19 protein-coding genes are annotated in these 25,131 nt (G+C 65.0%); 15 read left to right on the top strand and 4 right to left on the bottom strand.

Annotation, left to right across the window (positions count from 1 at the left end):
• Positions 1–123: 123 nt before the first annotated feature.
• From FJ974_RS01985 to FJ974_RS01965, 5 genes are all read left to right on the top strand, one after another.
• Entirely contained in the window at positions 124–1,428 is a 1,305-nt protein-coding gene (locus FJ974_RS01985) for an ABC transporter substrate-binding protein (RefSeq protein ID WP_140531316.1), read from the top strand.
• 218 nt (positions 1,429–1,646) lie between these two features.
• Positions 1,647–2,528 carry a branched-chain amino acid ABC transporter permease gene (locus tag FJ974_RS01980; protein WP_140531318.1) on the top strand — a complete coding sequence of 294 codons (882 nt, stop codon included), beginning with the start codon at positions 1,647–1,649 and terminating at the stop codon, positions 2,526–2,528.
• Positions 2,525–3,487, top strand: coding sequence for a branched-chain amino acid ABC transporter permease (locus tag FJ974_RS01975; RefSeq protein ID WP_140531321.1), 963 nt, complete (start codon positions 2,525–2,527; stop codon positions 3,485–3,487). The genes FJ974_RS01980 and FJ974_RS01975 overlap by 4 nt, the downstream gene beginning before the upstream one ends.
• Positions 3,484–4,212, top strand: coding sequence for an ABC transporter ATP-binding protein (locus FJ974_RS01970; protein WP_140531324.1), 729 nt, complete (start codon positions 3,484–3,486; stop codon positions 4,210–4,212). The genes FJ974_RS01975 and FJ974_RS01970 overlap by 4 nt, the downstream gene beginning before the upstream one ends.
• A complete protein-coding gene (locus tag FJ974_RS01965; RefSeq protein WP_181177036.1) occupies positions 4,205–4,915 on the top strand; it encodes an ABC transporter ATP-binding protein in 711 nt (236 codons plus the stop codon). Before FJ974_RS01970 ends, FJ974_RS01965 begins: the two co-directional genes overlap by 8 nt.
• A 134-nt stretch (positions 4,916–5,049) precedes the next feature.
• On the opposite strand, the gene FJ974_RS01960 is transcribed toward FJ974_RS01965, so the two are convergent.
• Together FJ974_RS01960 and pncA are read right to left on the bottom strand one after the other, a co-directional pair.
• Positions 5,050–6,471: a sodium:proton antiporter gene (locus FJ974_RS01960; protein WP_140531327.1), complete on the bottom strand. Its 1,422-nt coding sequence runs from the start codon at positions 6,469–6,471 to the stop codon at positions 5,050–5,052.
• A gap of 291 nt (positions 6,472–6,762) precedes the next feature.
• A complete protein-coding gene (pncA, locus tag FJ974_RS01955) occupies positions 6,763–7,377 on the bottom strand; it encodes a bifunctional nicotinamidase/pyrazinamidase (RefSeq protein ID WP_140531329.1) in 615 nt (204 codons plus the stop codon).
• A 267-nt stretch (positions 7,378–7,644) separates the two neighbouring features.
• Between pncA and FJ974_RS01950 the strand changes: the two genes are divergently transcribed.
• Genes FJ974_RS01950 through FJ974_RS01925 form a run of 6 tightly spaced genes read left to right on the top strand, consistent with a single transcriptional unit; the run spans position 7,645 to position 14,925 of the window.
• Complete coding sequence (locus FJ974_RS01950; protein ID WP_140531577.1) at positions 7,645–8,502, top strand: FAD binding domain-containing protein; 858 nt, start codon at positions 7,645–7,647, stop codon at positions 8,500–8,502.
• Between the two features lie 59 nt (positions 8,503–8,561).
• Positions 8,562–11,468 carry a molybdopterin-dependent oxidoreductase gene (locus FJ974_RS01945; protein WP_413468345.1) on the top strand — a complete coding sequence of 969 codons (2,907 nt, stop codon included), beginning with the start codon at positions 8,562–8,564 and terminating at the stop codon, positions 11,466–11,468.
• Entirely contained in the window at positions 11,465–13,006 is a 1,542-nt protein-coding gene (locus tag FJ974_RS01940) for a 6-hydroxynicotinate reductase (protein ID WP_140531334.1), read from the top strand. Before FJ974_RS01945 ends, FJ974_RS01940 begins: the two co-directional genes overlap by 4 nt.
• Positions 13,006–13,890: a UPF0280 family protein gene (locus FJ974_RS01935; protein ID WP_140531583.1), complete on the top strand. Its 885-nt coding sequence runs from the start codon at positions 13,006–13,008 to the stop codon at positions 13,888–13,890. The genes FJ974_RS01940 and FJ974_RS01935 overlap by 1 nt, the downstream gene beginning before the upstream one ends.
• Positions 13,883–14,467, top strand: coding sequence for an amino acid synthesis family protein (locus tag FJ974_RS01930; protein WP_140531337.1), 585 nt, complete (start codon positions 13,883–13,885; stop codon positions 14,465–14,467). Before FJ974_RS01935 ends, FJ974_RS01930 begins: the two co-directional genes overlap by 8 nt.
• On the top strand, positions 14,464–14,925 hold the full coding sequence (locus tag FJ974_RS01925) for a MarR family winged helix-turn-helix transcriptional regulator (protein WP_140531580.1): 462 nt from the start codon (positions 14,464–14,466) through the stop codon (positions 14,923–14,925). The genes FJ974_RS01930 and FJ974_RS01925 overlap by 4 nt, the downstream gene beginning before the upstream one ends.
• A 307-nt stretch (positions 14,926–15,232) precedes the next feature.
• Here FJ974_RS01925 and FJ974_RS01920 read toward each other — a convergent pair whose 3' ends face one another.
• Together FJ974_RS01920 and FJ974_RS01915 are read right to left on the bottom strand one after the other, a co-directional pair.
• Complete coding sequence (locus tag FJ974_RS01920; RefSeq protein WP_140531340.1) at positions 15,233–16,954, bottom strand: hydantoinase B/oxoprolinase family protein; 1,722 nt, start codon at positions 16,952–16,954, stop codon at positions 15,233–15,235.
• 1 nt (position 16,955) lies between these two features.
• Positions 16,956–19,028: a hydantoinase/oxoprolinase family protein gene (locus FJ974_RS01915; protein ID WP_140531343.1), complete on the bottom strand. Its 2,073-nt coding sequence runs from the start codon at positions 19,026–19,028 to the stop codon at positions 16,956–16,958.
• A gap of 233 nt (positions 19,029–19,261) precedes the next feature.
• On the opposite strand from FJ974_RS01915, the gene FJ974_RS01910 reads away from it, so the two are divergent.
• The 4 genes from FJ974_RS01910 to FJ974_RS01890 all read left to right on the top strand — a co-directional run bounded on the left by FJ974_RS01910 (position 19,262) and on the right by FJ974_RS01890 (position 25,118).
• Positions 19,262–20,089, top strand: coding sequence for a ferredoxin--NADP reductase (locus FJ974_RS01910; protein ID WP_140531345.1), 828 nt, complete (start codon positions 19,262–19,264; stop codon positions 20,087–20,089).
• Between the two features lie 401 nt (positions 20,090–20,490).
• Complete coding sequence (deoC, locus tag FJ974_RS01905; RefSeq protein WP_140531348.1) at positions 20,491–21,546, top strand: deoxyribose-phosphate aldolase; 1,056 nt, start codon at positions 20,491–20,493, stop codon at positions 21,544–21,546.
• Between the two features lie 240 nt (positions 21,547–21,786).
• A complete protein-coding gene (locus FJ974_RS01895) occupies positions 21,787–24,159 on the top strand; it encodes an aldehyde dehydrogenase family protein (RefSeq protein ID WP_140531351.1) in 2,373 nt (790 codons plus the stop codon).
• Positions 24,160–24,386: 227 nt separating this feature from the next.
• Complete coding sequence (locus tag FJ974_RS01890; RefSeq protein ID WP_140531353.1) at positions 24,387–25,118, top strand: SDR family oxidoreductase; 732 nt, start codon at positions 24,387–24,389, stop codon at positions 25,116–25,118.
• Positions 25,119–25,131: the final 13 nt, after the last annotated feature.

Here is a 25,131-nt window from a genome sequence, read left to right as displayed (position 1 = left end):
GCTCGCTTGCCAGGTAACGGCTTTGGTGATTTAGTTTGTACACATGCAATTTTCCCATCCTCGGATCGAGGATGGTCGTGCCGCCTTATCGCTGGTCAAAACTGAAAAAACAGGGGAACGGACATGGCTGACAAGAACGGATTTTTCGACCTCTCGAAGACCACGCTTTCGCGCCGCACCGCGCTGAAGGGCATGGCCGCCGGCGCCGGCTTCGCGCTGGCGCCCGGTTTCGCCCGCTACAGCCAGGCGCAGAGCTCGGCGCCGATCAAGATCGGCTTCCAGTCGCACCGCACCGGCATCGGCGCCGCCTATGGCCGCTGGTACGAGAAGACGAGCGCCGCCGCCGTCAAGGCGATCAACGATGCCGGCGGCATCAGCGGCCGCAAGGTCGAGCTGGTGATCGAGGATGACGGCACCGATCCGGCGCGCGGCGCCGAGGTGGTCAACAAATTCGCCAAGCAGCACAAGACCGACATCGTCTTCGGCACCTTGTTCTCGCACGTGGTGATCGGCTCGGCGCCCGCCGCCGGCGAGAACAAGATCCCCTATTTCGTCGTCAGCGAAGGCCATCACGTCGCCTCGACCAAGCTCAACCGCTACGTTTTCCAGCCCGGCATCACCGACGTGAAGAGCCAGATCAAGGCGATGGCGCCGTGGATCGCGGCGAACGCCGGCAAGAAGGTGACGCAGATCTTCCCGGATTTCGCCTTCGGCTACGATCATCGCGACTACCTGCCGCCGGCGCTGAAAGCGCAAGGGGGCGAGGTCATTGCCCAGATCGCCATCCCGCCGACGGAGTCCTCCTTCACCAAATACTTCCCGCAGATTCCGGCCGAGACCGATGTCATCTACCACGTCATGGTCGGCCCGGCGGTGCTTACCTTCGTCAAGGAGCTCGGCGAGTTCTACGGCTCGACCAGGCCGCAGCTCTTCGGCTTCATCGACTCGCTCGAAGCCGTCGACATCAACAGCCCCGGGCTCGAATTCCTCGACGGCAGCCATTTCTGGGAAGGCTCGCCGCGCTATGCGCAGCCTGACGATTCCGCCGCGCAAAAAGCCTACCGCGCCGCGGTCGGCATTGACGACAACGGCGCCGCCGTCGGCGATCCCAAGGATGTCTCCACCGCCGCTCACATGTTCGGCTGCTGGGAAACGCTCTATGTCGTCAAGAAGGCGATGGAGGATGCCGGCTACAAAGGGCCGGAAGACCGCGCCAAGCTGGTCGAGGCGACCGAGGCGCTGAAAGAATTCGCCGAGGGGCCGGAGCATCCGCAGGGGCCAAAGACCTTCAACGGCAAGATCCACCAATGCTTCGGCATCCAGAACATCTCCAAGGTCGAAGGCGGCAAGCTCAAGGTCGTCCACAAGACCAAGATCGAGGACGGCCTCTACGAGCCGGAAGGGGATTACACGACGCAGGCGCTGTGAGTTTAGCTGCTCCTGCATACGTGAGCGCCAAGGCCCCCCTCTCTGGCCTGCCGGCCATCTCCCCCTCAAGGGGGGAGATCAGCAGTTCGAGCGGCAGCACCTATCTCCCGACGTTGGTGATTGGCGAAGCGTTAGGTGACATCCAATCTCCCCCCTTGAGGGGGAGATGCCCGGCAGGGCAGAGAGGGGTGCACTTGGCGCCAACCTGTGTCTAGCCCATGCACTTCGGACCCCACCTCCTCCTCGCCGCCCTCGAAGGCCTTGTCACCTCAGCGGTGCTGGCGCTGACGGCGCTTGGGCTGTCGCTGGTGTTCGGCGTCATGCGCGTCGTCAACGTCGCGCATGGCGAATTCTTCATGCTGGGTGCGGTGCTCGCCTGGGCCATCTCGACGGCGATTGCCGGCCATCCGGCGCTCGGCTTTGTGGCCGCGCTTGTGGTCGCGCCTTTGCTGGTCGGGCTGGTCGCGTTTTTTGCCGAATGGCTGGTGCTGCGCCGGCTCAACTACAATCCGGAAGCCACCATCGTCGCCACTATCGGCATGCTCTACATCATCCAGCAATTGGCCCTGACCTTCTACGGTCCGGAGGCGAGGCCGGTCGAGCCGCCGTTCAGCTACCGCATCCTTTTGCCGTGGTTCGGCTATTCCGGCTACAAGCTGTCGATCGTCGCCGCCTCGGCGCTGCTGCTCGTGCTGACCTGGCTGGTGCTGACGCGCACCAAGATAGGCCTCATCATGCGCGCCACCCAGTACGACCGCGAGACGGCGCAGGCCTTCGGCATTCCGGTCGAGCGCGTCTATGCAGGCGTCTTCGCCATCGGCGCCATGCTGGCGGCAATCGCCGCAGTGCTGATCGTGCCGATCAGCCAGGCGCACTACCTGATGGGGCAGGACCCGCTGCTGTTATCCTTCATCGTCGTCATCATCGGCGGCCTCGGCTCGCTGCGCGGCACTGTCGTCGCCGCCGTCCTGATCGGCCTTTCCGACGGCATCATCTCGGTGTTCTTCTCGCCGACCTTGGCCAAGATCATCGCCACGCTGATTGTCGCCATGGTGCTGGTGTTCCGGCCGCAAGGCCTGTTCGGGACCACTCCCCGATGACGGATGCTTCGCCGGCAAAATCCTACGCCCTGCATATCGGCATCATCGCTCTGTTGTTCGCACTGAGCTTCGTCCTGCCGGACTACCACCAGGGGCTGTTCGCCCGCATCATGGTGCTGGCGGTCTTCGCCATGGGCTACAATTTGCTGTTCGGCTATGTCGGCCTGCTCAGCCTAGGCCATGCGATGTTCTTTTCCGCCGGCCTCTACGGCGCCGGGCTGACCGTTTACCATCTCGGCTGGGGCGTGCCTGAAGCCTTTGCCTCCGGGGTCGCCTGCGGAGCCCTGCTGGCGCTGGTGATCGGCCTGCTCGCGCTGCGCACCTCGGGTGTGGCGTTCATGATCGTCACCATGATGTTCGCGCAGGTCTTTTACCTGCTGATCCTCTATTTCGCCGCCTGGACCGGCGGCGACCAAGGCCTTGTCATCCAGCAGGCTGCGCGCACCCTCAACTTCGGCGGCACCTCCTTCGACCTCACAAATCCGACTATGCGCTATATGAGCGCGCTGGCGCTGTTCTCGGTGGTGCTGCTGGTCACCCTGGCCATCGTCCGCTCCCGCTTCGGCCGCGTGCTGGTCGCCATCCGCGAAAATGAGGAGCGCACAAAGATGCTCGGCTACGACACGGTCGCCAACAAGCTCGCCGCCGTCGTTGCCTCCGGCGCCATCTGCGCCGCGTCCGGCGCGGCCTATGCGCTGCTGTTCGGCTATATCGGCTCCAGCTTCGCCTCGGTGCAATATTCCATCCTGCCCCTGCTCTGGGCGCTGCTCGGCGGCGCGGCGACAACGCTCGGGCCGTTGATCGGCACGCTGTTCATGTACTATGTCACCGACATCACCAGCGGCTTCACCTCGGCCTATCTGCTGATCGTCGGCATTGCGCTCATCCTGCTGGTGCTGTTTGCCCCGAGGGGGATTCTGGGCAGCATCCGCCAGCGCTGGCTGGGGTGGCTGCCGTGATGCCGCTTTTGACGACCAAGGACCTGTCGCGCAATTTCGGCGGCCTGCGCGCCGTCGACGGCGTCGACTTCGCGCTGATGCCGGGCGAGGTCCGCGCCATCATCGGCCCTAACGGCGCCGGCAAGACCACCTTCGTCAGTCTGCTCTCGGGCCGCATCCGGCCGTCCTCGGGCATGATCGTTTTCGACGGCGCCGACATAACACGCATGCCGGCTTACCAAAGAGTTCGCCTCGGCGTCGCCTATACCTTCCAGATCACCAGCGTCTTCGCCAATCTCACCGCCTTCGACAACGTCGCGCTGCCGGTGCAGCGCACGCTGACCGACGGCAGTTCGAAGGGGGCGGTCAGGAGCGGCGTCATGGCGGCGCTGGAGCGCACCGGCCTCGCCGACCGCGCCGGCACGCTGGCCGGGCAGTTGTCCTACGGCCACCAGCGCCTGCTCGAAATCGCGATGGGCCTGGCGCTGAAGCCGCGCCTGCTCATCCTCGACGAGCCGACGCAAGGCCTGGCAGACAGCGAGATCGACAATTTCATAGGGCTGGTGCGCGAGATCGCCAAGAGCGCAACCGTGCTCCTCATCGAGCACAACATGCCGGTGGTCATGCAGCTTGCCGACCGCATCACCGTCTTCAACGCCGGCAAAATTCTTGCCGAAGGCACGCCGGACCAGATACGCGACAATGCGCAAGTCCAGGATGCCTATCTCGGAGCTACCCATGGCTGAGGCGGCGCTCACCATCTCCGGGCTCGACTGCTTCTACGGCGAAGTGCAGATCCTCTACGGCCTCGACCTCACGCTCAACAAGGGCGAGGTGCTTTGCCTGTTCGGCCGCAACGGCGCCGGCAAGACAACGACGCTGAAGACGATCATGGGGCTGGTGCCCGCGGCTGCCGGCTCGATCCGGCTGGGCGGCGTGGAGCTGACCGGACTCGCCCCACATGACGTGCCGAAGGCCGGCGTCGCCTACGTGCCGCAGGGCCGGCGACTGTTTGCCGACATGAGCGTGGCGGAAAACATCGAGATCGGCCTGATGGCGCGCGGCAAAGGCAAGGCCGTGCGGGAAAATGTGCTCGATCTCTTCCCGTTGCTCAGGGAGCGGCTGAGGCAACGCTCCGGAACTTTGTCCGGCGGCGAGCAGCAGATGCTGGCCATGGCGCGCGCGCTCTGTCTCGAGCCGCAGGTGCTGCTGCTCGACGAGCCGACCGAAGGACTGATGCCGTCGATGATCGCAAAGATTCGCGAGACGGTGGCAAAGCTGCGAGACCTCGGTGTGTCGACTATCCTGGTCGAGCAGCGGGTCGATGCCGTGCTCTCGGTCGCCGACCGTGTCTCCTTCATCGAGAACGGCCGCAATCGTGAGACGGTCGGCGTCGATGAATTGCGTGCCGACCCGTCGGCGGTGCGGCGGTATGTGGGGGTCGGGTGAGGATTACCCTCCCGCTTGTGGCGGGCAATTTCATATGGCGCTCCCCCACTCCGTCTCGGCTTCGCCGAGCCACCTCTCCCCCACCTTTGGTGAGGGAGAGGAAATGCCAACCGCCGGGGTCGCGGCCTTGCGCCTCACCCAAAAAACAGCAACCCCGCAATCAAAAACGTCGGGATCAGCACCAGTCCCGACCATACCATGTAGCCGAAGAAGCCGGGCATCTTCACGCCGCGATGCCTGGCGATGGCATAGACCATGAAGTTCGGCGCGTTGCCGACATAGGTGTTGGCGCCCATGAACACCGCGCTGGCCGAGATCGCCGCAAGCGTCGAGGCCGCCTCCGTCATCAGGTGCCCGGCGTCGCCGCCGGCCAGCTCGAAGAACACCAGATAGGTCGGTGCATTGTCGAGAAAGGACGACAGTCCCCCGGTCAGCCAGAAATAGGCAAGGTTGTCGGGCTGGCCGTCCGCCGAGGTGACCAGCGCGACCAGCGGCGCCAGCGCCCCGTCGTGACCGGCTCTCAGGATCGCGATGACCGGCACGATGCAGGTGAAAATGCCGGCAAACAATTTCGCCACTTCGGCGATCGGCTCCCAGGTGAAGCCGTTCGCTTCCCTGTGGCTCTTGTACGAGACGCGAAGCGACAGCCACGACAGCGCCAGGATAATGGCATCGCGCACGAGGTTCTGAAGCTCAAGGCTGACGCCCAGGATAGGGATGCTCACGCCTGGCTTCCAACTGGCCGAAAGCAGGATCGCTCCGATCACGCCGGCCAGCAGCGGCAGGTTGGCGAGGCCGCGCAGGCGTACCTTGGTATCGGGAGTCGGGTCCTTGATCTTAGGCGCGCCTTTCTCCCAGCGATGCAGGATGATGTCGATCGCCAGGAACACGGCCAGCACCAGCCCGCCGACGCACAATGTCTCGCGCCAGAGATTGGTCGTGGTCCAGAAGAAGTCGACGCCGCGCAGGAAGCCGACGAACAAGGGCGGGTCGCCGAGCGGCGTCAGCGAGCCGCCGATGTTGGAGACCAGGAAGATGAAGAAGATCACCACATGCGCGTTGAACGGGCGGTTGTCGTTGGCGCGCAGCATCGGCCGGATCAGGATCATCGAGGCGCCGGTTGTGCCGATGATCGAGGCGAGGATGGAGCCGATCAGCAGCAATCCGGCATTCACCAGCGGCGTGCCGTGGATGTTGCCGGCAACCAGGATGCCGCCCGAAATCGTGTAGAGCGCGAACAACAGGATGATGAAGGACATATATTCGGTGAGCAGCGTGTGCAGCACCGCTTCACCCGCCGTCGGGATGCCGAAGGCGATCGCCAGAGGAACCACGACCAGCGCCGCCCAGCCGGCGGCGATCTTGCCATAGTGATGTTCCCAGACATGATGGAAGAGCAGCGGCCCGGTCGCGATCGACAGCAGCAGGCCGGCAAAGGGCAGCGCCCACCAAAGCGACATCGCCGCGCCGGGCAGCGCGTGAGCTTCGGCTGCCAGCGCTTGTGCTGGAAGCAGCACTGCCATGGCAAGCGCGGCGAATAAAAAAAGCCGCCTCATCTGGCCGCCCCGCGCCTTCCCTTCTCCCCTTGTGGGAGAAGGTGGATCGGCGCGCAGCGCCGAGACGGATGAGGGGTGCTCCAGCGGAATGAGACGTCGGCGTTCCCTGGAACACCCCTCATCCGTCGCCCTCGGCGACACCTTCTCCCACAAGGGGAGAAGGGGGAGCCCCCATCCCGTCGCAGCAAACTGGCTATCTCCCCTCCCCTCGGGGAGAGGTCGGATTGCCCCGAATTGCCCTTCGCAATTCGGTTGGCAATCCGGGTGAGGGGGTCCTTCCCCACGATCCGCTCAGTCCGAGACGTGATCTTCGAGCGTCACGCCGGCCTCGCGCATTCTGGCCAGCATGGCATCGACCGAGCCGTTGAGATCGATGCCGCGGCAGGCATCGAGCCGCACCGTCGTCCTGAAACCCTGCCTGACCGCGTCGAGCGCCGAGAAGGCAACGCAGAAATCGGTGGCAAGGCCAACCAGGGTGATGGTGTCGATGCCACGTTCCTTCAGATAGCCGGCGAGGCCGGTCGGCGTCGTATGGTCGTTCTCGAAAAAGGCTGAATAGCTGTCGATCGCGGTCCGAAAGCCCTTGCGGATCACCAGTTCGGCCTTGGTCCATGCGAGCCCGGAATGGAAATCCGAGCCGAGGCTGCCCTGGATGCAATGGTCCGGCCACAAGGTCTGCAGCCCGTAGGGCATCTCGATGGTCTCGAAGGGCTGCTTGCCGGGATGGCTGGAAGCGAAGCTCGAATGGCCGGCGGGGTGCCAGTCCTGCGTCAGGATCACATGATCGGTCCGGCGGATCAGGTCGTTGACCAGCGGCACGATCTCGTCGCCGCCGGCAACCGCCAGCGCGCCGCCCGGGCAGAAGTCGTTCTGCAAGTCGATGACGATGAGTGCTTCCTCGGCCATGCGACCTCCCTTTTTGGGCACCAGTCAAAAGCCGCTGACGCGACCGGAGGCAGAACCTTGACCAGATGGCCGCCTGCGTCAACCTCCGGGCATAACAAAGCCGTCGCGGCCTGTTTTGACGGTTCTGCATGGAGTTGCCGCTTTGACAATCGCCTGGAACTTGATATCATTTGCATACGAATGAATTTGACCGTTCGGACGCGGCATGAAGTCCCAAAGCTAAGGTGCTTTGGGCGGGCCAATCGGCCCTGTTTTGGAAGGCAGAGCGTGATCCGTTACGCCAAACCCACCACGGTCGACGAGGCGCTTGCCTTGCTGGGCGAGGCCCGCTGGCGCATCCTGGCCGGCGGCACCGACTTCTATCCGGCGCAGGGCGCAAAACCGTTCCGCGACAACATCCTCGACATCAACGGGTTCGCCTCGCTGCGCGGCATTGCCGAGACGGACGACTATTGGCGGATCGGCGCCCGCACCACCTGGACAGACGTCGTGAGCCATCCCATGCCGCCCGCGTTCGACGCGCTGAAGGCCGCCGCGCGCGAAGTCGGTTCCGTCCAGATCCAGAATGTCGCTTCGGTGGCCGGCAATTGCTGCAACGCTTCGCCGGCCGCGGACGGCGTGCCGGCGTTGCTGGTGCTCGATGCGGATCTCGAATTGCGGTCGGCACGGGCCACTCGCCATCTGCCGCTCGGCGAATTCATCCTCGGCAACCGCCGCACCGCTTTGCAGCCGGGCGAGATGGTTACCGCCATTCGCGTGCCGAAGCGCGATGCCATCGGCGCGTCGGCCTTTGTCAAGCTCGGCGCCCGGCGCTATCTCGTGATCTCCATCGCTATGGCGGCGGCCCGCTTGGTGGTCGAGGACGGCGCGGTCGCCGATGCGGCAATCGCCGTTGGCGCATGTTCCGCCGTCGCCCGCCGGCTCACCGGCGTCGAAGCGGCGTTGCGCGGCTTGCCTGCCACGGCCGGGCTTGCGGACGCGGTGCGTTCCGCGCCGATCGACGAACTCTCCCCGATTGCCGACGTGCGCGGCAGCGCCGAATACCGGCTGGATGCTGCGCGCGAGATCGTCGCCCGCGCTGTGTGCGCGGCCATCGGTGTTGGCGACAGCAAGGTGGCGGCATGAGCGAAGCTCTGGCCGACAGGCTCCAAGCGCAGCCTGCCATAGGCGAGGCGCATCCGGGCATGGAACGCGTCGCTATTGCTTTCTCGGTCAATGGCGCCGCCGTCAGCGTCTCGGTGCCGCCGGTGCGGCGGCTGTCGCAGGTTTTGCGCGACGAATTGCGGTTGACCGGCACCAAGGTCGGCTGCGACGCCGGCGATTGCGGCGCCTGCACCGTGCTGGTCGACAGCAATCCGGTCTGCGCCTGCCTGCTGCCGGCCGCCTCGGCGTCCGGCGCCTCCGTCACCACGGTCGAAGGCCTCGCCAAAGGCACGCTGTCCGCCTTGCAGGCCTCGTTTCTGGAGCATGGTGCCGCGCAATGCGGCATCTGCACCCCAGGCTTGCTGGTGGCCGCCACCGCGCTTTTGGAGCGCAACCCGACGCCGAGCGAGGTCGAGACGCAGGATGCGCTGGGCGGCGTTCTCTGCCGCTGCACGGGGTACCGAAAGATCATTGCCGCGGTCATGGATGCTGGACGGTGCGAACCATCGATGGACGGCGCTGCCCCTCATCCGCCTGCCGGCACCTTCTCCCCGTATAGTGACGGGGAGAAGGGAGAAGCTCCAGCGCTGGCGCCCCCCTCTCCCCGTCCTTTACGGGGAGAGGGTAAGGGTGAGGGGCAGCGCCAACGTTCCGGATTTGACGGTAACCTCGACCGCCGCTTGCCTGAAGTCGGCCACGCCGTCGGCGCCTCGCCGATCCGGCTTGACGGCGTGCCGAAGGTCACTGGTGGCGAACAGTTTGGCGGCGACTCTTTTCCGCCCGATGCATTGTCGGTGCTGGTGGTACGCTCGCCGCATTATCACGCCCGCTTCAGTTTCGGCGATCTGGAGGCGTGGACGAAAGCGCATGCCGGCATTGCCGGCGTCTTCACCGCCGCCGACATTCCCGGCAAGAACTGTTTTGGCGTTATCGGCCCCTTCGCCGACCAGCCGGCGCTAGCCGAAGGTTCCGCGCGCTTTCGCGGCGAGGCGGTGGCGCTGGTCGCCGGCGAGCGCGAAGCGATCCTCGATCTCGACCTTGCGGATTTTCCGATCACCTGGATGGAATTGCCGCATGTGCTGCAACCCCGCGAGGCCAAGGCCGAAGGTGCTGCGCTGATCCACCAGCATCGGCCGGCGAACCTGCTCACCTCCGGCTTTGTCGAGCGCGGTGACCCCGACGCCGCGCTTGCCGGCGCCGCGGTCACCGCGTCCGGCGCCATCGAGACCTCCTTCGTCGAGCATGCCTATATCGAGCCGGAAGCCGGCTACGCTTACATGGATGGCGACACGCTGGTCGTCGTCGCCTGCACCCAGGCGCCTTATATGGACCGCGACGACACGGCCAAGGTGCTCGGCCTTTCGGTAGAAAAAGTCCGTATCGTGCCAACCGCCACCGGTGGCGGTTTCGGCTCCAAGCTGGATGTCTCGCTGCAGCCTCTGATCGGCCTTGTGGCGATGAAGACTGGCCGGCCGGCCGCACTCGCCTACACGCGCAACGAATCGATGATGTCGACCACCAAGCGCCACCCGGCCGAGATGCAGGCCACCATCGGCGCCGATGCCGAGGGCCGCGTCACGGGCATGGTGTTTACGGGGGACTTCAACACCGGCGCTTACGCCAGCTGGGGGCCGACCGTCGCCAACCGTGTGCCGGTGCACGCCTCCGGCCCCTATCTGACACCGAACTATCGCGCGATCGGCCGTGCCATCCACACCAACGGCCCGATCGCCGGCGCCTTCCGCGGCTTCGGCGTGCCGCAGGCGACCATCATGCAGGAAACGCTCTATGACGAGCTCGCCGGCAAGCTGGGCATCGACCGTCTCGATTTCCGGCTGAAGAACTGCCTGCGCAACGGCTCCGAAACGGTGACCGGCCAACGTCTGGAGACGGGCGTCGGCATCGGCGAATGCCTGGAGTCGCTTCGACCGCAATGGTCGCGCGCGCTCGCAGAGGCTGAGACATTCAACGCCACCAACACGGGGAAGAAGCGCGGCGTCGGCATCGCCTCCTGCTGGTACGGCTGCGGCAACACCTCGCTGCCCAATCCCTCGACCATCAAGGTCGGCATCTCGGCCTCGGGCGAGGTCGTGCTGCACCAGGGCGCGGTCGATATCGGCCAGGGCTCGAACACCGTCATCGCCCAGATCTGTGCCGACGCGCTCGGCCTGCCGCTGGAAAAATTCCGGCTGAAAAGCGCCGACACCGCCATCACGCCCGACGCCGGCAAGACATCGGCCTCGCGCCAGACTTTCGTAACGGGCAAGGCGGCGGAAAAAGCCGGCCGTGCGCTGCGCGAGGAAATCCTGCGTTTCGCCAATGTCTCCGGACAGGCGACGATCGCGCTCGACGGCGCCAGCATTTCAATCCGCGAGGGCGACGCGGCCCGGCGCATCGATCTTGCGGCGCTGAAGGCCGATGCCGACGGCTTCGTCTTCGTTGCGGAAGAAACCTACGATCCACCGACGCTGCCGCTCGACGCCAAGGGCCAGGGCAAGCCTTACGCCGTCTATGGCTATGGCGCCCAGATCGCCGAACTCGAGGTCGATCTCAAGTTGGGCACGGTGAAGCTGATCAAGATCACTGCCGCGCATGACGTCGGCAAGGCGATCAATCCCCTGCTGGTCGAGGGCCAGATCGAGGGCGGCATCGCGCAAGGCATCGGCATGGCGCTGATGGAGGAATACATCCCCGGCCGCACCGAGAATTTGCACGACTATCTCATCCCGACCATCGGCGACGTGCCGCCGGTCGAGCACATCCTGATCGAAGTTCCGGACCCGGAAGGGCCATTCGGCGCCAAGGGCCTGGGCGAGCATGTCTTGATCCCGACCGCGCCGGCGATCCTCAACGCCATCCGCCATGCCACAGGCGTGCTGGTCACCAAGGTGCCGGCGACGCCGAGCCGCATCCTGGCGGCGATCCGCGACAAGGAGGCGCGCCGATGAGCGAGCTTGCCGAACGTTTCGAAACCCATGATCCCGGCGAGAAGCAGGTGGCGGAAAAGATCCGCTGCGATGCCTGTCCCGTCATGTGCTACATCGCCGACGGCCGTACCGGCGCCTGCGACCGCTATGGCAATGTCGACGGCCGCATCGTGCGCATGGATCCGCTCACCATCCTTGACCATACAGCCGAGACCGGCGGCGCGGTCGTGCCCTTCATCGCCGAGGGCGAGGCCTGGAATGGCGAGCTGGTCAACACCGGCCGGCGCTTCGTCACGGCAATAGGCGCCGGCACCACCTATCCCGATTACAAGCCGGCGCCCTTCATCGTCAGCCAGGAGGTCGAGGGCGTCGATCTCGTCACAGTCGTCACCGAAGGCATCTTCTCCTACTGCGGCGTCAAGGTGAAGATCGATACCGACCGCCACATCGGCGACGAGACGGCGACAGTGCGCTCGGAAGGCGAGGCGATCGGCCACGTCACGACGGGGGAATACGGCTCGCAGATGCTGTCGCTCGGCGGTGTCCATCACCTGACCGGCGGCTCGAAGGCTGAAGGGCGCGCCACCTGCGATGCGCTGCTCAACCTCTGCAACAGGAGGCCGGTGGAACTTACCATCGATGGCGGCGCGACGGTCATCGTCGAGGCCGGCAAGGCGCCGGTCATCGATGGCAAGGTCGAGCACCGCATGCGTGTCGGCTGCGGCTCGGCCACCATCGGTATGTTCGCCACGCAATGGCGCGGGCTGGTCGACGAGGTGGTGGTGGTCGACGACCACATCACCGGCGTCGTCTCCGAGCACCAGGCCGGCAAGGTGCTGGGCTGGCAGGATACCGGTATTAAGATCATCGGCCGCCGCTCGACCCCCGGCCGCTACTTCAAGGTTTCCGAACCCGGCCTCGGCTGGGGCGGCACCACGATCTCCGACCCGCTGTCGATCCTCGGCGACTGGAACGCCAGGAAGGGCGCGCGGCCCGGCCTGTCGCTGCTGATGGTTTCGACCACCGGCGAGCAGTTCGCCTATTACGAGCTGGACGACAATTTGAAGCCGGTCGAAAAACCGTTCCCGGAGCGGTTGCAAAAGTCCGTCGCCCTGATCGAGGACAATTGCGAGCCGGCTTTGTGCACCGTCCTGTTCATCGGCGGCGCCGGCGGCTCGCTGCGCGCCGGCGTCACGGAGAACCCGGTCAACCTCACCCGCTCCGTGCAGGGCCTGAAGACCTATGTGACGGTGGGCGGCGCGCCGGTCTATGTCTGGCCGGGCGGCGGCATCACGCTGATGGTCGACGTCACCCGCGTGCCGGAAGGCGCCTTCGGCTATGTGCCGACCCCGGCGCTGGTCGCGCCGATCGAGTTCACCATGCGCCGCGACGATTATGTTCGGCTCGGCGGCTACGAGAGCGAGATCCGCAGCGTCGAGGACATTTTCGCCAAAGGCGGCGAGTATCTCAATCCGCGCAGCAGCGCCGGCGCGCCCGCCGGCAATCCCTGGCCGCCGCTGGCGCAGTTGCGCCGTGGCGGCGCGAACGGGGCCGGATGATGAACGGCCCGCAGGCGCATTGGCTCGCCGACGGCAGGCGGCTCCACCTCAATCATGGACCGATCGACCTCATCGTCGAGGCGTTTGGGTCCGCCGATGAATGCCGCGCCGCTTACGATCAGGCAGTCACCCGCTTCCAGACGATCCTGATCGAGCTGGTGAAGGAGCTTCCGGAATTGCGCCTCCCGGCATTCTTCCTGGCGCCGCGCGCTTTTGCCGGCCCCACGGCCCGCCGCATGGAAGCCGCCGTCATGCCGTTGGCGGAATGCTTCATCACGCCCATGGCCGCCGTTGCCGGTTCGGTAGCCGATGAAATTCTTGGCGCAATGCTCGCCGGCCGCCGGCTCGACCGCGCTTATGTCAATAATGGCGGCGACAGCGCCCTCCATCTCGGTAGAAACCAGTCGATGAGAGTGGCAATCGCCGGTACCGGCAATGGCATGGGGGACCGCGTCACCATCCGCGCCGAAGACGGCGTGCGCGGCGTCGCCACCAGCGGCTGGCGCGGCCGCTCGTTTTCGCTGGGGATCGCCGACGCCGTTACCGTTCTGGCGCGCACGGGCGCCGGGGCCGACGCGGCGGCAACGCTGATTGCCAACGCCGTCGACCTGCCCGGCCATCCTGCCATCGCCCGTGCTGCGGCGCGCGATCTGGCACCCGACAGCGATCTCGGCGACCGGCTGGTGACGCAGGCCGTCGGCACGCTTACGGCCGCCGAGGTAGAGCAGGCGCTGGACAACGGCCTTGCCGTCGCCGAAGAATTTCGCCGGCGCGGCCTGATTGCCGCAGCGGCGCTGTTTCTGGCGGGCGAGGCCCGCATCAGCGGCGCGATAGCGCTCGCCGCGCCCAACAAGCATGAACGGGAGGAATTTGCCCATGCCTGACTTTCCGATCCGCAAGGTCGCGGTGCTGACCGAGGAGATTTTTCACGAGGGCGGTCCGGTGGCGAAAGAGCCGCGTTTGCGTGCCGCCGCCATGGCACTTGTGAAGAACCCCTTCGCGGGTCGCTATGTCGAGGAGCTGCAGGGGGCGATGGACGACCTGAAGCCGCTAGGGCTGATGCTGGCCGACAGGCTGATTGCAGCACTTGGTGGCGACGTGAAGAAGATCGACGGGTACGGCAAGGGCGCCATCGTCGGTACCGCGGGCGAATTGGAGCATGGCGCGCTGTGGCATGTTCCCGGCGGCTATGCCATGCGCGAGCGCCTCGGCGACGCCAAGGCGATCGTGCCCTCGGCCAAGAAAGTCGGCGGCTTCGGTTCACGGCTCGACGTGCCGCTCGGCCACATTAACGCCGCCTATGTGCGCAGCCATTTCGACGCCATGGAGGTTGGCATCGGCGACGGACCCCGCCCCGACGAGATCCTGTTCTGCCTCGCCATGACCTGCGGTCCGCGCGTCCATAACCGCATGGGCGGCCTCGCGGCCGAAGACATCAAGGCATGGGACGGCTTGCGATGAACGGCGAGGACAATCTGCTGCGGCTGGTCGAGGCTGAAGAGTCCGACGAAAACAACTATCACCTGCAGGATCAGGTCGGCTTCATCCTGCGCAAGGCGCACCAGCGCCATGTCGCGATTTTTGCGTCCCACATTGGCGATCTGACCCCGCCGCAATTCGCGGCTTTAGCCAAGCTTTACGACATCGGCGAGACCTCGCAGAACCAGCTCGGAACGCTGATCGCGATGGACGCGGCGACGGTGAAGGGCGTCATCGACCGGCTGAAAGCGCGCGGACTGGTCGAGCTTTCCAAGCACGAGGTCGACAAAAGGCGCTTGCTGGTCAATCTGACGCCCGAGGGCCGCGAGGCGATCGAACGGCTGATCCCGCTTGCCCGCACCATCACCGAGGAGACGCTCGCGCCGCTGACCGCCAAGGAAGCCGCGACATTCCTGCGGCTGCTGGCGAAGCTGGCTTGAAGCTCCAGGGGGGCTCGATTTGCCGAGCCCTCCCAACTTCGTCATCCTTGGGCGTAGCGACGCGAAGCGGAGCGAAGACCCAAGGATCCATGCCGTGACTTCAACGCACCGCTGCGGTGCAGAATTCTGCCCCGCTGCATTCTTCGGTTGAGGTAACGGCATTGGATCCTGGGGTCTACGCCGCCTCGCTTCGCTCCTTGCTTCGCCCCAGGATGACGAAGCGATGGGTGTAGCGGCCAATCACCAAGTGCCGGATCCGGCGACGCAAGCACCTTTGTTTGTGAGAAAGGCTATCAGCTCTTTTTTCCTATGCCCTTCGATCGATCACCGATCCATCCGCCGAGAGAGCCACCCCGAACATCTCCCTGGCCTGCTCCGCCGTATAGAAACCCAGCCTAACATCCTCGGCGACCAGCTTCGGGTCGCGCTCGCGCGGGTCGCCATAGCCGCCGCCGCCCGGCGTGCCGACGCGTACGCGGTCGCCGGCCTTGAGCGCGATGTCCTGTTCCTTGGAAAGATGCGGCGGCACATGCGCTTCGCCGTCGCGGAAAACGATCACCGTATTGGGCGCGCCGTCCTTGCCGCCGAGCGCGCCCTGCGGCCCGAAGCGGCCGTGATCCATGACGAAGGAAGCGCGGGCTTCGCCTCGCAATATCTCGACCTCATAGGCAAGCCCGAAGCCGCCGCGATGTTTTCCCGCGCCGCCGGAGCCTTCGCGCAAAGCATAATGCCGGTAGAGCACCGGAAAGGCCTGCTCCATGATCTCGACCGGCGGCGATTTCGAAATGCCGATGGTCGAGCAGCCATTGCTCAAGCCGTCATGGCCGGCATTGCCGCCATAGCCGCCTCCGGAGATCTGATACATGACGTAGTCGCGGCCGCGCGCCGGGTCGTTCCCGCCGAGCGCGAAATTGCCGCTGGAGCCGGCAGGCGCCGCCGTCACCTTCTCCGGCAGCGCCTGCACCATGGCGGCGAACACCGCCTCGGCGATGCGCTGCGAGACCTCCGCCGCGCATCCCGACACGGGGCGCGGATATTTGGCATCGAGGAAAGTACCTTCCGGCCGCTTGACGATCAGCGGCTCGAAGGCGCCGGCGCTGATCGGCACCTCCGGAAAGATATGGCGGATGGCGAGATAGACCGACGACAAGGTCGTTGCCAGCACGCTGTTCATCGGCCCGGCGCATGGCTTCGACGAGCCGGCGAAGTCGAAGGTCAGCGTGTCGCCTTTCTTTTCGACGGCGAGATTGATGGTCAGCGGTTCGTTCACCACCCCGTCGGAATCGACGAAGGCTTGCGAGCGATAGATGCCGTCCGGTATGGCGGCGATCGAGGCGCGCATCTGGTCGGCGGCGCGGCGGCGCAGTTCGGCGATCGCCTCGACCACGGTTTCGTCCCCGTAACGATCGAGGATTTCATTGAGTCTGTCTTGGCCGATCAACAACGCGGCCGCCTGCGCGCGGATGTCGCCGATGCGCTGGTCGGCAACACGGATGTTCGAGCAGATGATGGCGTAGATCTCCGGATCGAGCACGCCCTTCTTGAACAGTTTCACCGGCGGCAGCCGTAAGCCTTCCTGCTCGACGGCGGTGGCCGAGGCGGAAAAGCCACCGGGCACAGAGCCGCCGATATCCGGCCAATGACCCGTGTTGGAAAGCCAGCAGAAGATTTTGCCGGCCCGGTAGACCGGCATGACGAAGCGCACATCCATCAGATGCGTGCCGCCGAGATAGGGGTCGTTGACGATGTAGATGTCGCCGGGCTCCGGCGCCAGGCAGCGTCCGTCGGCGATCATCTCGATGACGGTCTTGGTCGAATACTGCATGACGCCGACGAACACCGGCAGGCCCTGGCTGCCTTGCGCGATCAGCGAGCCGTCGACCGCCGAATAGATGCCGTCGGAGCGGTCATTGGCCTCGGCGATGACGGGCGAGAAGGCGGCGCGGGAAAATGTCAGGTCCATCTCGTCGCAAACCTGCTGCAGGGCTGCCTGGAGCACCGAAAGCGTGATGGCGTCGAGCTTTGACATGTCAGGCCTTACCGATGTCGATGATGATGTTGCCGTCGGCATCCGAGCGCGCCCGGTCGCCGGGTTCGAGCACCGTCGTCGCATCCATCTGTTCGAGAATTGCCGGTCCATTGATGACGGCGGCCAGCGGCAGTTTTTCGCGGGCATAGACCGGCGTGTCGTGCCAGCGCCCGCTGTACCAGACCGGCCGGATTTCGCGCCGCGCTTCTTCAAGCGTTGCCGCGCGCCCCGACGGATCGATCAGCCGTGACAGGTCGACCTGCGGCCGCACGCCGGTGACCGACGTGTTGAGGTTGACGAGGTTGGCGCGGATCTCCGGCAGCTCGACCTTGAAGCGCGCGAAATAGGCCTTTTCGAACAGAAGCTGCAGTGTTTTTCGTGAAACCGACGAGGAGGGTAGCGGCACGTTGATAATGTGCGTCTGGCCGACGAACTGCATATCGGCCGAATGGGTGACACGGATCGCGTCCGGCTTGACGGCTTCCTTGGCTATGAGAGCCTCGCCTTCGTTACGGTGCCGTTCCAAGACCTCGCGAAGCATTGCTTCGTCGAGCGCCCCGACCGGCATGTTGATTGTGTTGACAAAGTCGTGGCGCAGGTCGGCCACAACACAGCCGAGCGCGTTGGTGATGCCCGGGCGCGCCGGCACCAGTACCCGGGGCAGGCCGAGCTCGCGGGCAAGCGCCGTCGCATGCAGCGGCCCGGCGCCGCCGAAGGCGAACAGCGCGAAATCGCGCGGATCGTGGCCGCGCGACACCGACACCATGCGGATGGCGCCCGCCATCTTCATGTTGCCGAGCCGCAAGACGGCACCCGCCGCTTCGACCCCGGAAAGGCCGGTGCGCTTCCCGATCCTGTCCTCGAAAATGCCGGTGACACGCTCGACAGTGACCGGATTGTCGACCGCCAGCAGCTTCTTCGGCGCCAGCCGCCCGAGCACCAGATTGGCGTCGGTGATGGTCGGCTCCGTCCCGCCGCGGCCGTAGCAGATCGGGCCCGGATTGGCGCCGGCGCTTTCCGGGCCGATCTGGATCAGGCCGGCCGCATCGACGCGGGCGATCGAGCCGCCGCCGGCACCGACGGTGTGCACCGCCACCATCGGCACATGGATCGGCATAGCATATTCGATCTCGATCTCGTTCGACACCGCCGGCTCGGCGTTTCGGATCAGCGCCACGTCGGTGGAGGTGCCGCCCATGTCGTAGGTGACGAGATTGCCGAAGCCGGCGCGTTTTCCCGTGTAGGCGGCGGCGATGACGCCCGACGCCGGACCGGACATCACCGTCTTTGCCGATTCCTGCGTGACGAAGCGGGCCGAGATCATGCCGCCATTGCCGTTCATGATCAGGAAGTCGCGCGCATAGCCTTTTGCCGCCAGCTCCTTGCGCAGCCGCTCGACATAGCGCTTGAGGATCGGCTGCACCGAGGCGTTGACCGCGGCGGTCACTCCACGCTCGAACTCGCGCGCTTCCGAAAGCAGCGCATGGCCGGTGGTGATGTGGCCGTTCGGCCAAAGCTCCGCCGCGATCTCGGCGGCGCGCCGCTCATGCGAAGGGTTGGCGTAGGAATGCAGGAAATGGATGACCAGCGACTCACAGCCGGCGTCGATGAGCTGCTTTACCGCATCGCGCATTTCGGCCTCGTCGAGCGGCGTGCGCACGGCGCCCGACGCCTCGACCCGCTCCGACACTTCGAGCCGAAGGTCGCGGGAAATGACCGGCACGAAGGTTCCGGTCATGCCATAGGCCTGCGGCCTTGTGCGCCGGCCAAGCTCGATCACATCGCGAAAACCCTTGGTCGTGATCATGCCGGTTTGTGCCAACCGACGCTCCAGTACGGCGTTGGTGGTCGTCGTCGTGCCGTGCACGATGATGTCGATGCCGTCGACCGGAAAGCCGGTGGCGGCAAGCGCCGAAACCACGCCGAAGGCCTGGTTTTCGACGGTGGTCGGCGTCTTGGCGATATGCACCTTGCCGCCCGCCTTGCCATCGATCAGAAGCAGATCGGTGAAGGTGCCTCCGACATCGATGCCGGCAACAACGCTTCCCGCCGATGCCGAAAAATTCTCATCCATTGTCGAAACCCGAAATGCCAGGACTACGGATATGTCTCAGTTTGGAAAGGCGTTTTACGCGGCCGTCTTGACGCAAATATCATTTGTATACTAATAAATTCCGGACACAAGAGCTTAACGTTTGGCAGTGTGTGCAAGGCACGCCGGAACCTGAATGGTTTGGGCGCGCACCGGAAGGTTTGGCGTCCGAGTCGGTAATCCGCCTCATTAAAGGGGCGAGAAGGTTGGAATTGATGAACACCACATCCGCGTTCAGCACGGTCGGCGCCCGCCCGCTGCAGTTCCCGATTCCAGCCAATGTTTACGCCGAGACGGTGGTTTCGGTGAAGCACTACACCGACCGGCTGTTCTCGTTCCGCATCACAAGGCCGCAGTCGTTGCGCTTCCGCTCCGGCGAGTTCGTCATGATCGGCCTGCCCAACGCCGAAAAGCCGATCTTCCGCGCCTATTCCGTCGCCAGCCCGGCCTGGGACGACGAGCTCGAATTCTTCTCCATCAAGGTGCCGGACGGTCCGCTGACCTCGGAGCTGCAGAAGATCGCGGTCGGCGACACCGTCATCATGCGCCAGAAGTCGACCGGCACGCTGGTCGTCGATGCGCTGACCCCCGCAAAACGCCTGTTCATGATCTCGACCGGCACCGGCATCGCACCCTTCGCCAGCCTGCTGCGCGACCCCGATACTTATGAGAAATTCGACCAGGTCATCCTCACCCACACCTGCCGCGACAATGCCGAGCTGGTCTACGGCCAGGAACTGGTGGCCGCACTCGAGAACGATCCGCTGATCGGCGAGCTGACCGGCGGCCGCGTCACGCTCTACAATTCGACGACCCGGGAGGAGTCGGCGCGCATGGGCCGTATCACCGCGTTGATCGGCTCGGGCAAGTTCTACAGCGACCTCGGCATCGACAAGCTCAATCCCGAGACCGACCGCATCATGATCTGCGGTTCCATGCACATGCTGAAGGACGTCAAAGAACTGGCCGAAAGCCTCGGCTTCCAGGAAGGTTCCCTGCATCACCCCGCCAGCTTCGTCGTCGAGCGCGCCTTCGTCGGTTGAGGCGCGCCGCCGTCCAGCTCTGTTGGAAGCCACTGAGATTTACCGACGACATTCGTGCTTCGTCATTCTAGGGCGGAGCAAGGAGCGGAGCGACGCGCGCAGACCCTAGAATCCATGCCGTTACGCCAAGGCGTTGCGGCGGTTACAGAATTCTGCACCGTTGCACTCTGCGGCAGAGGTCGCGGCATGGATACTCGGGTCAAGCCCGAGTATGACGAAGGGATGGGCGTTTCGGCCAATCTCCAACGCCGGGAGCGCCTACTCAGAATGATGTTTTGACCATACGGTCAAAAACATGCTGCTTGGACAGCCTTTTTCCGTTATGACGCCCTGAAAGACTCGTGAAGCATCGCTTCACGGGCTACATTCGGCGTCAACTCGCTGAAATGAAAGGGCAGGAGATGAGCAGCACCATCCGCGAGGCCGGCGCAGGCGCCGGCGCGTCCAAGGTTATGCCGCTGCCGGCGCGCGCCGCCGCCAACACGCCAATGCCGCTGGAGCATGGCATCGCCCGCAACCCCGGCATGAAGCTCGATCTCGGCTTCCTGGAATCGGTGCGCAGCGTCAATCGCTCGGCACTGGAGCGCCGTGTCGCCACGCTCACCAAGCGGCGCTCGATCAAGGCCGACAACCAGGCCGCTTGGCTGCTGCGGGCGATCGCCTGCATGGACCTCACCACACTGAATTCGAATGACACGGATGAGCGCGTGCGCCGGCTCTGCGCCAAGGCAATCAACCCGTTGCGCAAGGACATCGTCGACGGCCTCGGCATATCAGGCGAAACCATTCGCCCGGCAGCGGTCTGCGTCTACCACCCCTTCGTCGCCACTGCGGTCGACGCCGTGCGCGGCACCGGCATCCATGTCGCCGCGGTCTCCACCGCCTTCCCACATGGCCTTGCGCCGCTGTCCACCCGCCTGCAGGAGATCGAGGCTTCGGTGCGCGATGGCGCCAACGAGATCGACGTCGTCATTCCGCGCGGCCTGGTCTACGGCGCTAAATGGCGCGAGCTGTTCAACGAGATCGTCGCCATGCGCGCCGCCTGCGGCGACGCTCATCTGAAGGTCATCCTCGGCACCGGCGACCTCGCCACGCTGCGCAATGTCGTGCTGGCCTCGATGGTGGCGATGATGGCCGGCGCCGATTTCATCAAAACCTCGACCGGCAAGGAAAGTGTCAACGCCACGCTGCCCGTCGGCCTTGCCATGGTGCGCGCCATCCGCGCCTATTTCGAGGAAACCGGCTATCTCATCGGTTTCAAGCCGGCGGGCGGCATCTCGACCGCGAAAGTCTCGCTCGACTGGCTGGTGCTGATGAAGGAAGAGCTCGGACGCCCATGGCTGGAGCCGGAACTGTTCCGCTTCGGCGCATCGAGCCTGTTGACCGACATCGAACGCCAGCTCGAGCACCACCTGACCGGCCACTACTCGGCCAATCATCGCCACGCGATGGCTTAAGCAGGCCATAACTTTGAACGTCGAGTTCCTTCGCGCCCCCCTCTGTCCTGCCGGACATCTCCCCCACAAGGGGGGAGATCAGCTTGCGCCTTTGTCCGCTCCAGTCCTGCAACGCTGGCGATTGGCGAAATCGCCGATGACGGCCAATCTCCCCACAAGTGGGGGAGATGTCCGGCAGGACAGAGGGGGGCGCCGTAGAGCTCCCACTTATCCAGAAATCTCCTCGGGGAGGAGCCACCCATGAACATACTAGAACGCTACCACGCCATGGAATACGGCCCGGCGCCCGAGGCCCATAACGAGGCCGACGCCTGGCTCGCCGGGCGCGATTTCGCAAAAGCGCTGTTCATCGACGGCGGCTGGAAGACGGCAGCCAGCGGCAAGACGTTCGACACCAGCGAACCGTCGTCGGGTAAACTGCTCGCCAAGATCTCGGACGCGGGCGCCGCCGACATCGACGCGGCCGTTACAGCAGCCGCCAAGGCGCTGGCGAAATGGTCGGCGTCTTCAGGCTATCAACGCGCCAAAATCCTCTATGCCATCGGCCGCGCCATGCAGCGCCACCAGCGGCTCTTCGCGGTGCTGGAATCGATCGACAACGGCAAGCCGATCCGTGAGAGCCGCGACATCGACGTGCCGCTGGCGATCCGCCATTTCATCCATCATGCCGGCTGGGCGCAGGCGCTGGAGAAGGATTTTCCGGACCACAAGCCAGTCGGCGTCGTCGGCCAGGTCATTCCGTGGAATTTCCCGCTGCTGATGCTGGCCTGGAAGATCGCGCCGGCATTGGCCGCCGGCTGCACTGTAGTGCTGAAGCCGGCCGAGTTCACGCCGCTCACCGCCATTTTGTTCGCCGAGATCTGCGAGCGCGCCGGCGTGCCGAAAGGCGTCGTCAACATCGTCCAGGGCGGCCCGGAGGCGGGTGCTGGCATCGTCAACCATCCCGGCATCCAGAAGATCGCCTTCACCGGCTCTTCGGAGGTCGGCAAGATCATCTGCAAGGCCACAGCCGGATCCGGAAAGAAACTGTCGCTGGAGCTTGGCGGCAAGTCGGCCTTCATCGTCTTCGAGGATGCCGATCTGGACAGCGCCGTCGAGGGCCTGGTCGACGGCATCTGGTTCAACCAGGGCCAGGTCTGCTGCGCCGGCTCGCGCCTCTTAGTGCAGGAAGGCATCGCCGAAGCCTTCATCGCCAAGGTCAAGGTCAGGATGAGCCGGCTGCGCGTCGGCAGCCCGCTCGACAAGAACACCGACATCGGCCCGCTGGTCGACCGCACCCAGCTCGACCGCGTCAAGGGCCTGATCGCCGAGGGAGCCAAACAGGGCGCGGTCTGCTGGCAGCCGGATGCTGCCTTGCCGTCCTCCGGCTACTATCATCTGCCGACGCTCGCCACGGGCGTTTCGCCGGCTAATATTCTGGCGCAGGAGGAAGTCTTCGGCCCGGTGCTCGCGACGATGACCTTCCGCAACACCGAGGAAGCGATCGAGCTTGCCAACAACACGCGCTATGGCCTGGCTGCTTCGGTGTGGAGCGAGAACATCAACCTTGCGCTGCACGTCGCGCCGCAACTGAAGGCCGGCGTCGTCTGGGTCAACGGCACCAACATGTTCGACGCCGCCTGCGGCTTTGGCGGCTACCGCGAAAGCGGCTTTGGCCGTGAGGGCGGCCGCGAGGGCATGTTCGAATATCTGGCGGCGAAACTCCCCGTCGGCCCCGTCATCAAACCGGCAACGCTCTCCGCCCAGCCGGTCGAGCAAGCCGACGGAACGTCCATCGATCGCACGGCAAAGCTGTTCATCGGCGGCAAGCAGGTGCGGCCGGACGGCAATTATTCGCTCGCCGTCGCCACCGCCAAGGGCAAGCTCGCCGGCGAAGTCGGTCTCGGCAACAGGAAGGACATTCGCGACGCCGTCGCTGCCGCGCGCGCCTGCAAGGCATGGCCGGAAGCAACGACCTATAATCGCAGCCAGGTGCTCTATTATCTCGCGGAAAACCTGTCCGGCCGCGCCGACGAGTTCGCCGCCCGCCTCGTGCAACTCACCGGGGTCGCCGCCAAGGCCGCGCGCGACGAGGTGGACCTCTCGATCGAGCGGCTGTTCCTCTATGCCGGCCTCGCCGACAAGTTCGAAGGCCGCGTGCACCAGCCGCCGGCCCGCGCCGTCACGCTGGCGCTGCACGAGCCGGTCGGCGTCGTCGGCATCGTCGCGCCCGACAACCAGCCGCTGCTTGGATTTGTGTCGCTGATAGCCCCTGCGCTCGCCATGGGCAACACGGTGGTGGCGGTCCCGTCGGAGCGCCATCCGCTTTTAGCCACCGACCTCTACCAGGTGATCGAATATTCGGACATTCCGGCCGGCGCCATCAACATCGTCACCGGCCGCAGCGCCGAGCTTTGCGGCGTGCTGGCCAGGCATGATGATGTCGACGGGCTCTGGGTCTTTGCCGATGCCGGGACCTGCGCCAGGGCGGAAGCCGACTCTATCGGCAATCTCAAGCGCGTCTGGACCGGCAATGGCCGCAGCCTCGACTGGGCAGCGGCCGATGCCGCAGGCGCCGCCTTCCTGCGCCGCGCCATCGAGGTCAAGAACGTATGGGTGCCTTACGGCGATTGATGCTTCTCTATCGAGGCCGCATCGGCGGCCAGGTTGACTTCAACGTCACAGTCGCGATGGTGATCGTGTTGGTGCTTGACGCTCGCACGTATGTTCTTTAACCAGAAAAAACATCTTTATCTGTGAACCGGCAGCTGTGCAGGCCGCACGATGGCGCCTGACTGGCACATGACGCCTTGGCCGGCCGCCGATAAAGGCGAATGCATCAGGCGGGCGAGGAGGAAAGCATGGCGGATCTGGCAGGCAAGGTGGTGGTCGTCACGGCGGCGGCGCAAGGCATCGGCAAGGCAAGCGCGCTGGCTTTCGCCAAGGCCGGCGCGACGGTCCATGCCACCGATATTAACGAGACGCTGCTTGCCGAGCTTGGCAAGACCCCAGGCATCAAGACGCGCAAGCTCGATGTGCTCAACGACGCGGCGGTCGCTTCGGCCTTTGCCGGGATCGGTCCTGTCGATGTGTTGTTCAACTGCGCCGGCTTCGTCCATTCAGGCTCGATCCTCGAAATGAAGGACGAGGATCTCGATTTCGCGCTCAACCTCAATGTTCGCGCGATGATTCGCACCATACGCGCCGTGCTGCCCGGCATGCTGGAGCGCGGCGACGGCTCGATCATCAACATGGCCTCGCTGGCAAGCTCGCAGAAGGGCGTTCCGAACCGTTTCGTCTATGGCCTGACCAAGGCGGCGGTCATCGGCCTGACCAAGGCGATCGCCGCCGACTATGTCGGCAAGGGCATTCGCTGCAACGCCATCTGCCCCGGGACGGTCGAGAGCCCTTCGCTGCAGGACCGCATGCATGCGCAGGGGGATTACGAAGCCGCCCGCGCCGCCTTCATCGCCCGCCAGCCGATGGGCCGGCTCGGCACGCCGGAGGAAATCGCCGATCTCGCCGTCTATCTGGCCGGCGCGACCTATACGTCGGGTCAGGCCTATAATATCGACGGCGGCTGGTCGATCTGAACCAATCTCATTG

This window comes from Mesorhizobium sp. B1-1-8 (assembly GCF_006442795.2).
In the GTDB taxonomy this organism is placed as follows: domain Bacteria; phylum Pseudomonadota; class Alphaproteobacteria; order Rhizobiales; family Rhizobiaceae; genus Mesorhizobium.
This window is presented reverse-complemented; position numbering and strand designations above follow the sequence as displayed.

Coding starts and splice junctions, on each gene's coding strand:
- FJ974_RS01925 (WP_140531580.1), top strand. CDS start 14,464: ATGAACGGCGAGGACAATCTGCTGCGGCTGGTCGAGGCTGAAGAGTCC.
- FJ974_RS01915 (WP_140531343.1), bottom strand. CDS start 19,028: ATGGATGAGAATTTTTCGGCATCGGCGGGAAGCGTTGTTGCCGGCATC.
- pncA (WP_140531329.1), bottom strand. CDS start 7,377: ATGGCCGAGGAAGCACTCATCGTCATCGACTTGCAGAACGACTTCTGC.
- FJ974_RS01960 (WP_140531327.1), bottom strand. CDS start 6,471: ATGAGGCGGCTTTTTTTATTCGCCGCGCTTGCCATGGCAGTGCTGCTT.
- FJ974_RS01940 (WP_140531334.1), top strand. CDS start 11,465: ATGAGCGAGCTTGCCGAACGTTTCGAAACCCATGATCCCGGCGAGAAG.
- FJ974_RS01910 (WP_140531345.1), top strand. CDS start 19,262: ATGAACACCACATCCGCGTTCAGCACGGTCGGCGCCCGCCCGCTGCAG.
- FJ974_RS01935 (WP_140531583.1), top strand. CDS start 13,006: ATGAACGGCCCGCAGGCGCATTGGCTCGCCGACGGCAGGCGGCTCCAC.
- FJ974_RS01920 (WP_140531340.1), bottom strand. CDS start 16,954: ATGTCAAAGCTCGACGCCATCACGCTTTCGGTGCTCCAGGCAGCCCTG.
- FJ974_RS01945 (WP_413468345.1), top strand. CDS start 8,562: ATGGAACGCGTCGCTATTGCTTTCTCGGTCAATGGCGCCGCCGTCAGC.
- FJ974_RS01980 (WP_140531318.1), top strand. CDS start 1,647: ATGCACTTCGGACCCCACCTCCTCCTCGCCGCCCTCGAAGGCCTTGTC.
- FJ974_RS01975 (WP_140531321.1), top strand. CDS start 2,525: ATGACGGATGCTTCGCCGGCAAAATCCTACGCCCTGCATATCGGCATC.
- FJ974_RS01985 (WP_140531316.1), top strand. CDS start 124: ATGGCTGACAAGAACGGATTTTTCGACCTCTCGAAGACCACGCTTTCG.
- deoC (WP_140531348.1), top strand. CDS start 20,491: ATGAGCAGCACCATCCGCGAGGCCGGCGCAGGCGCCGGCGCGTCCAAG.
- FJ974_RS01965 (WP_181177036.1), top strand. CDS start 4,205: ATGGCTGAGGCGGCGCTCACCATCTCCGGGCTCGACTGCTTCTACGGC.
- FJ974_RS01895 (WP_140531351.1), top strand. CDS start 21,787: ATGAACATACTAGAACGCTACCACGCCATGGAATACGGCCCGGCGCCC.
- FJ974_RS01930 (WP_140531337.1), top strand. CDS start 13,883: ATGCCTGACTTTCCGATCCGCAAGGTCGCGGTGCTGACCGAGGAGATT.
- FJ974_RS01890 (WP_140531353.1), top strand. CDS start 24,387: ATGGCGGATCTGGCAGGCAAGGTGGTGGTCGTCACGGCGGCGGCGCAA.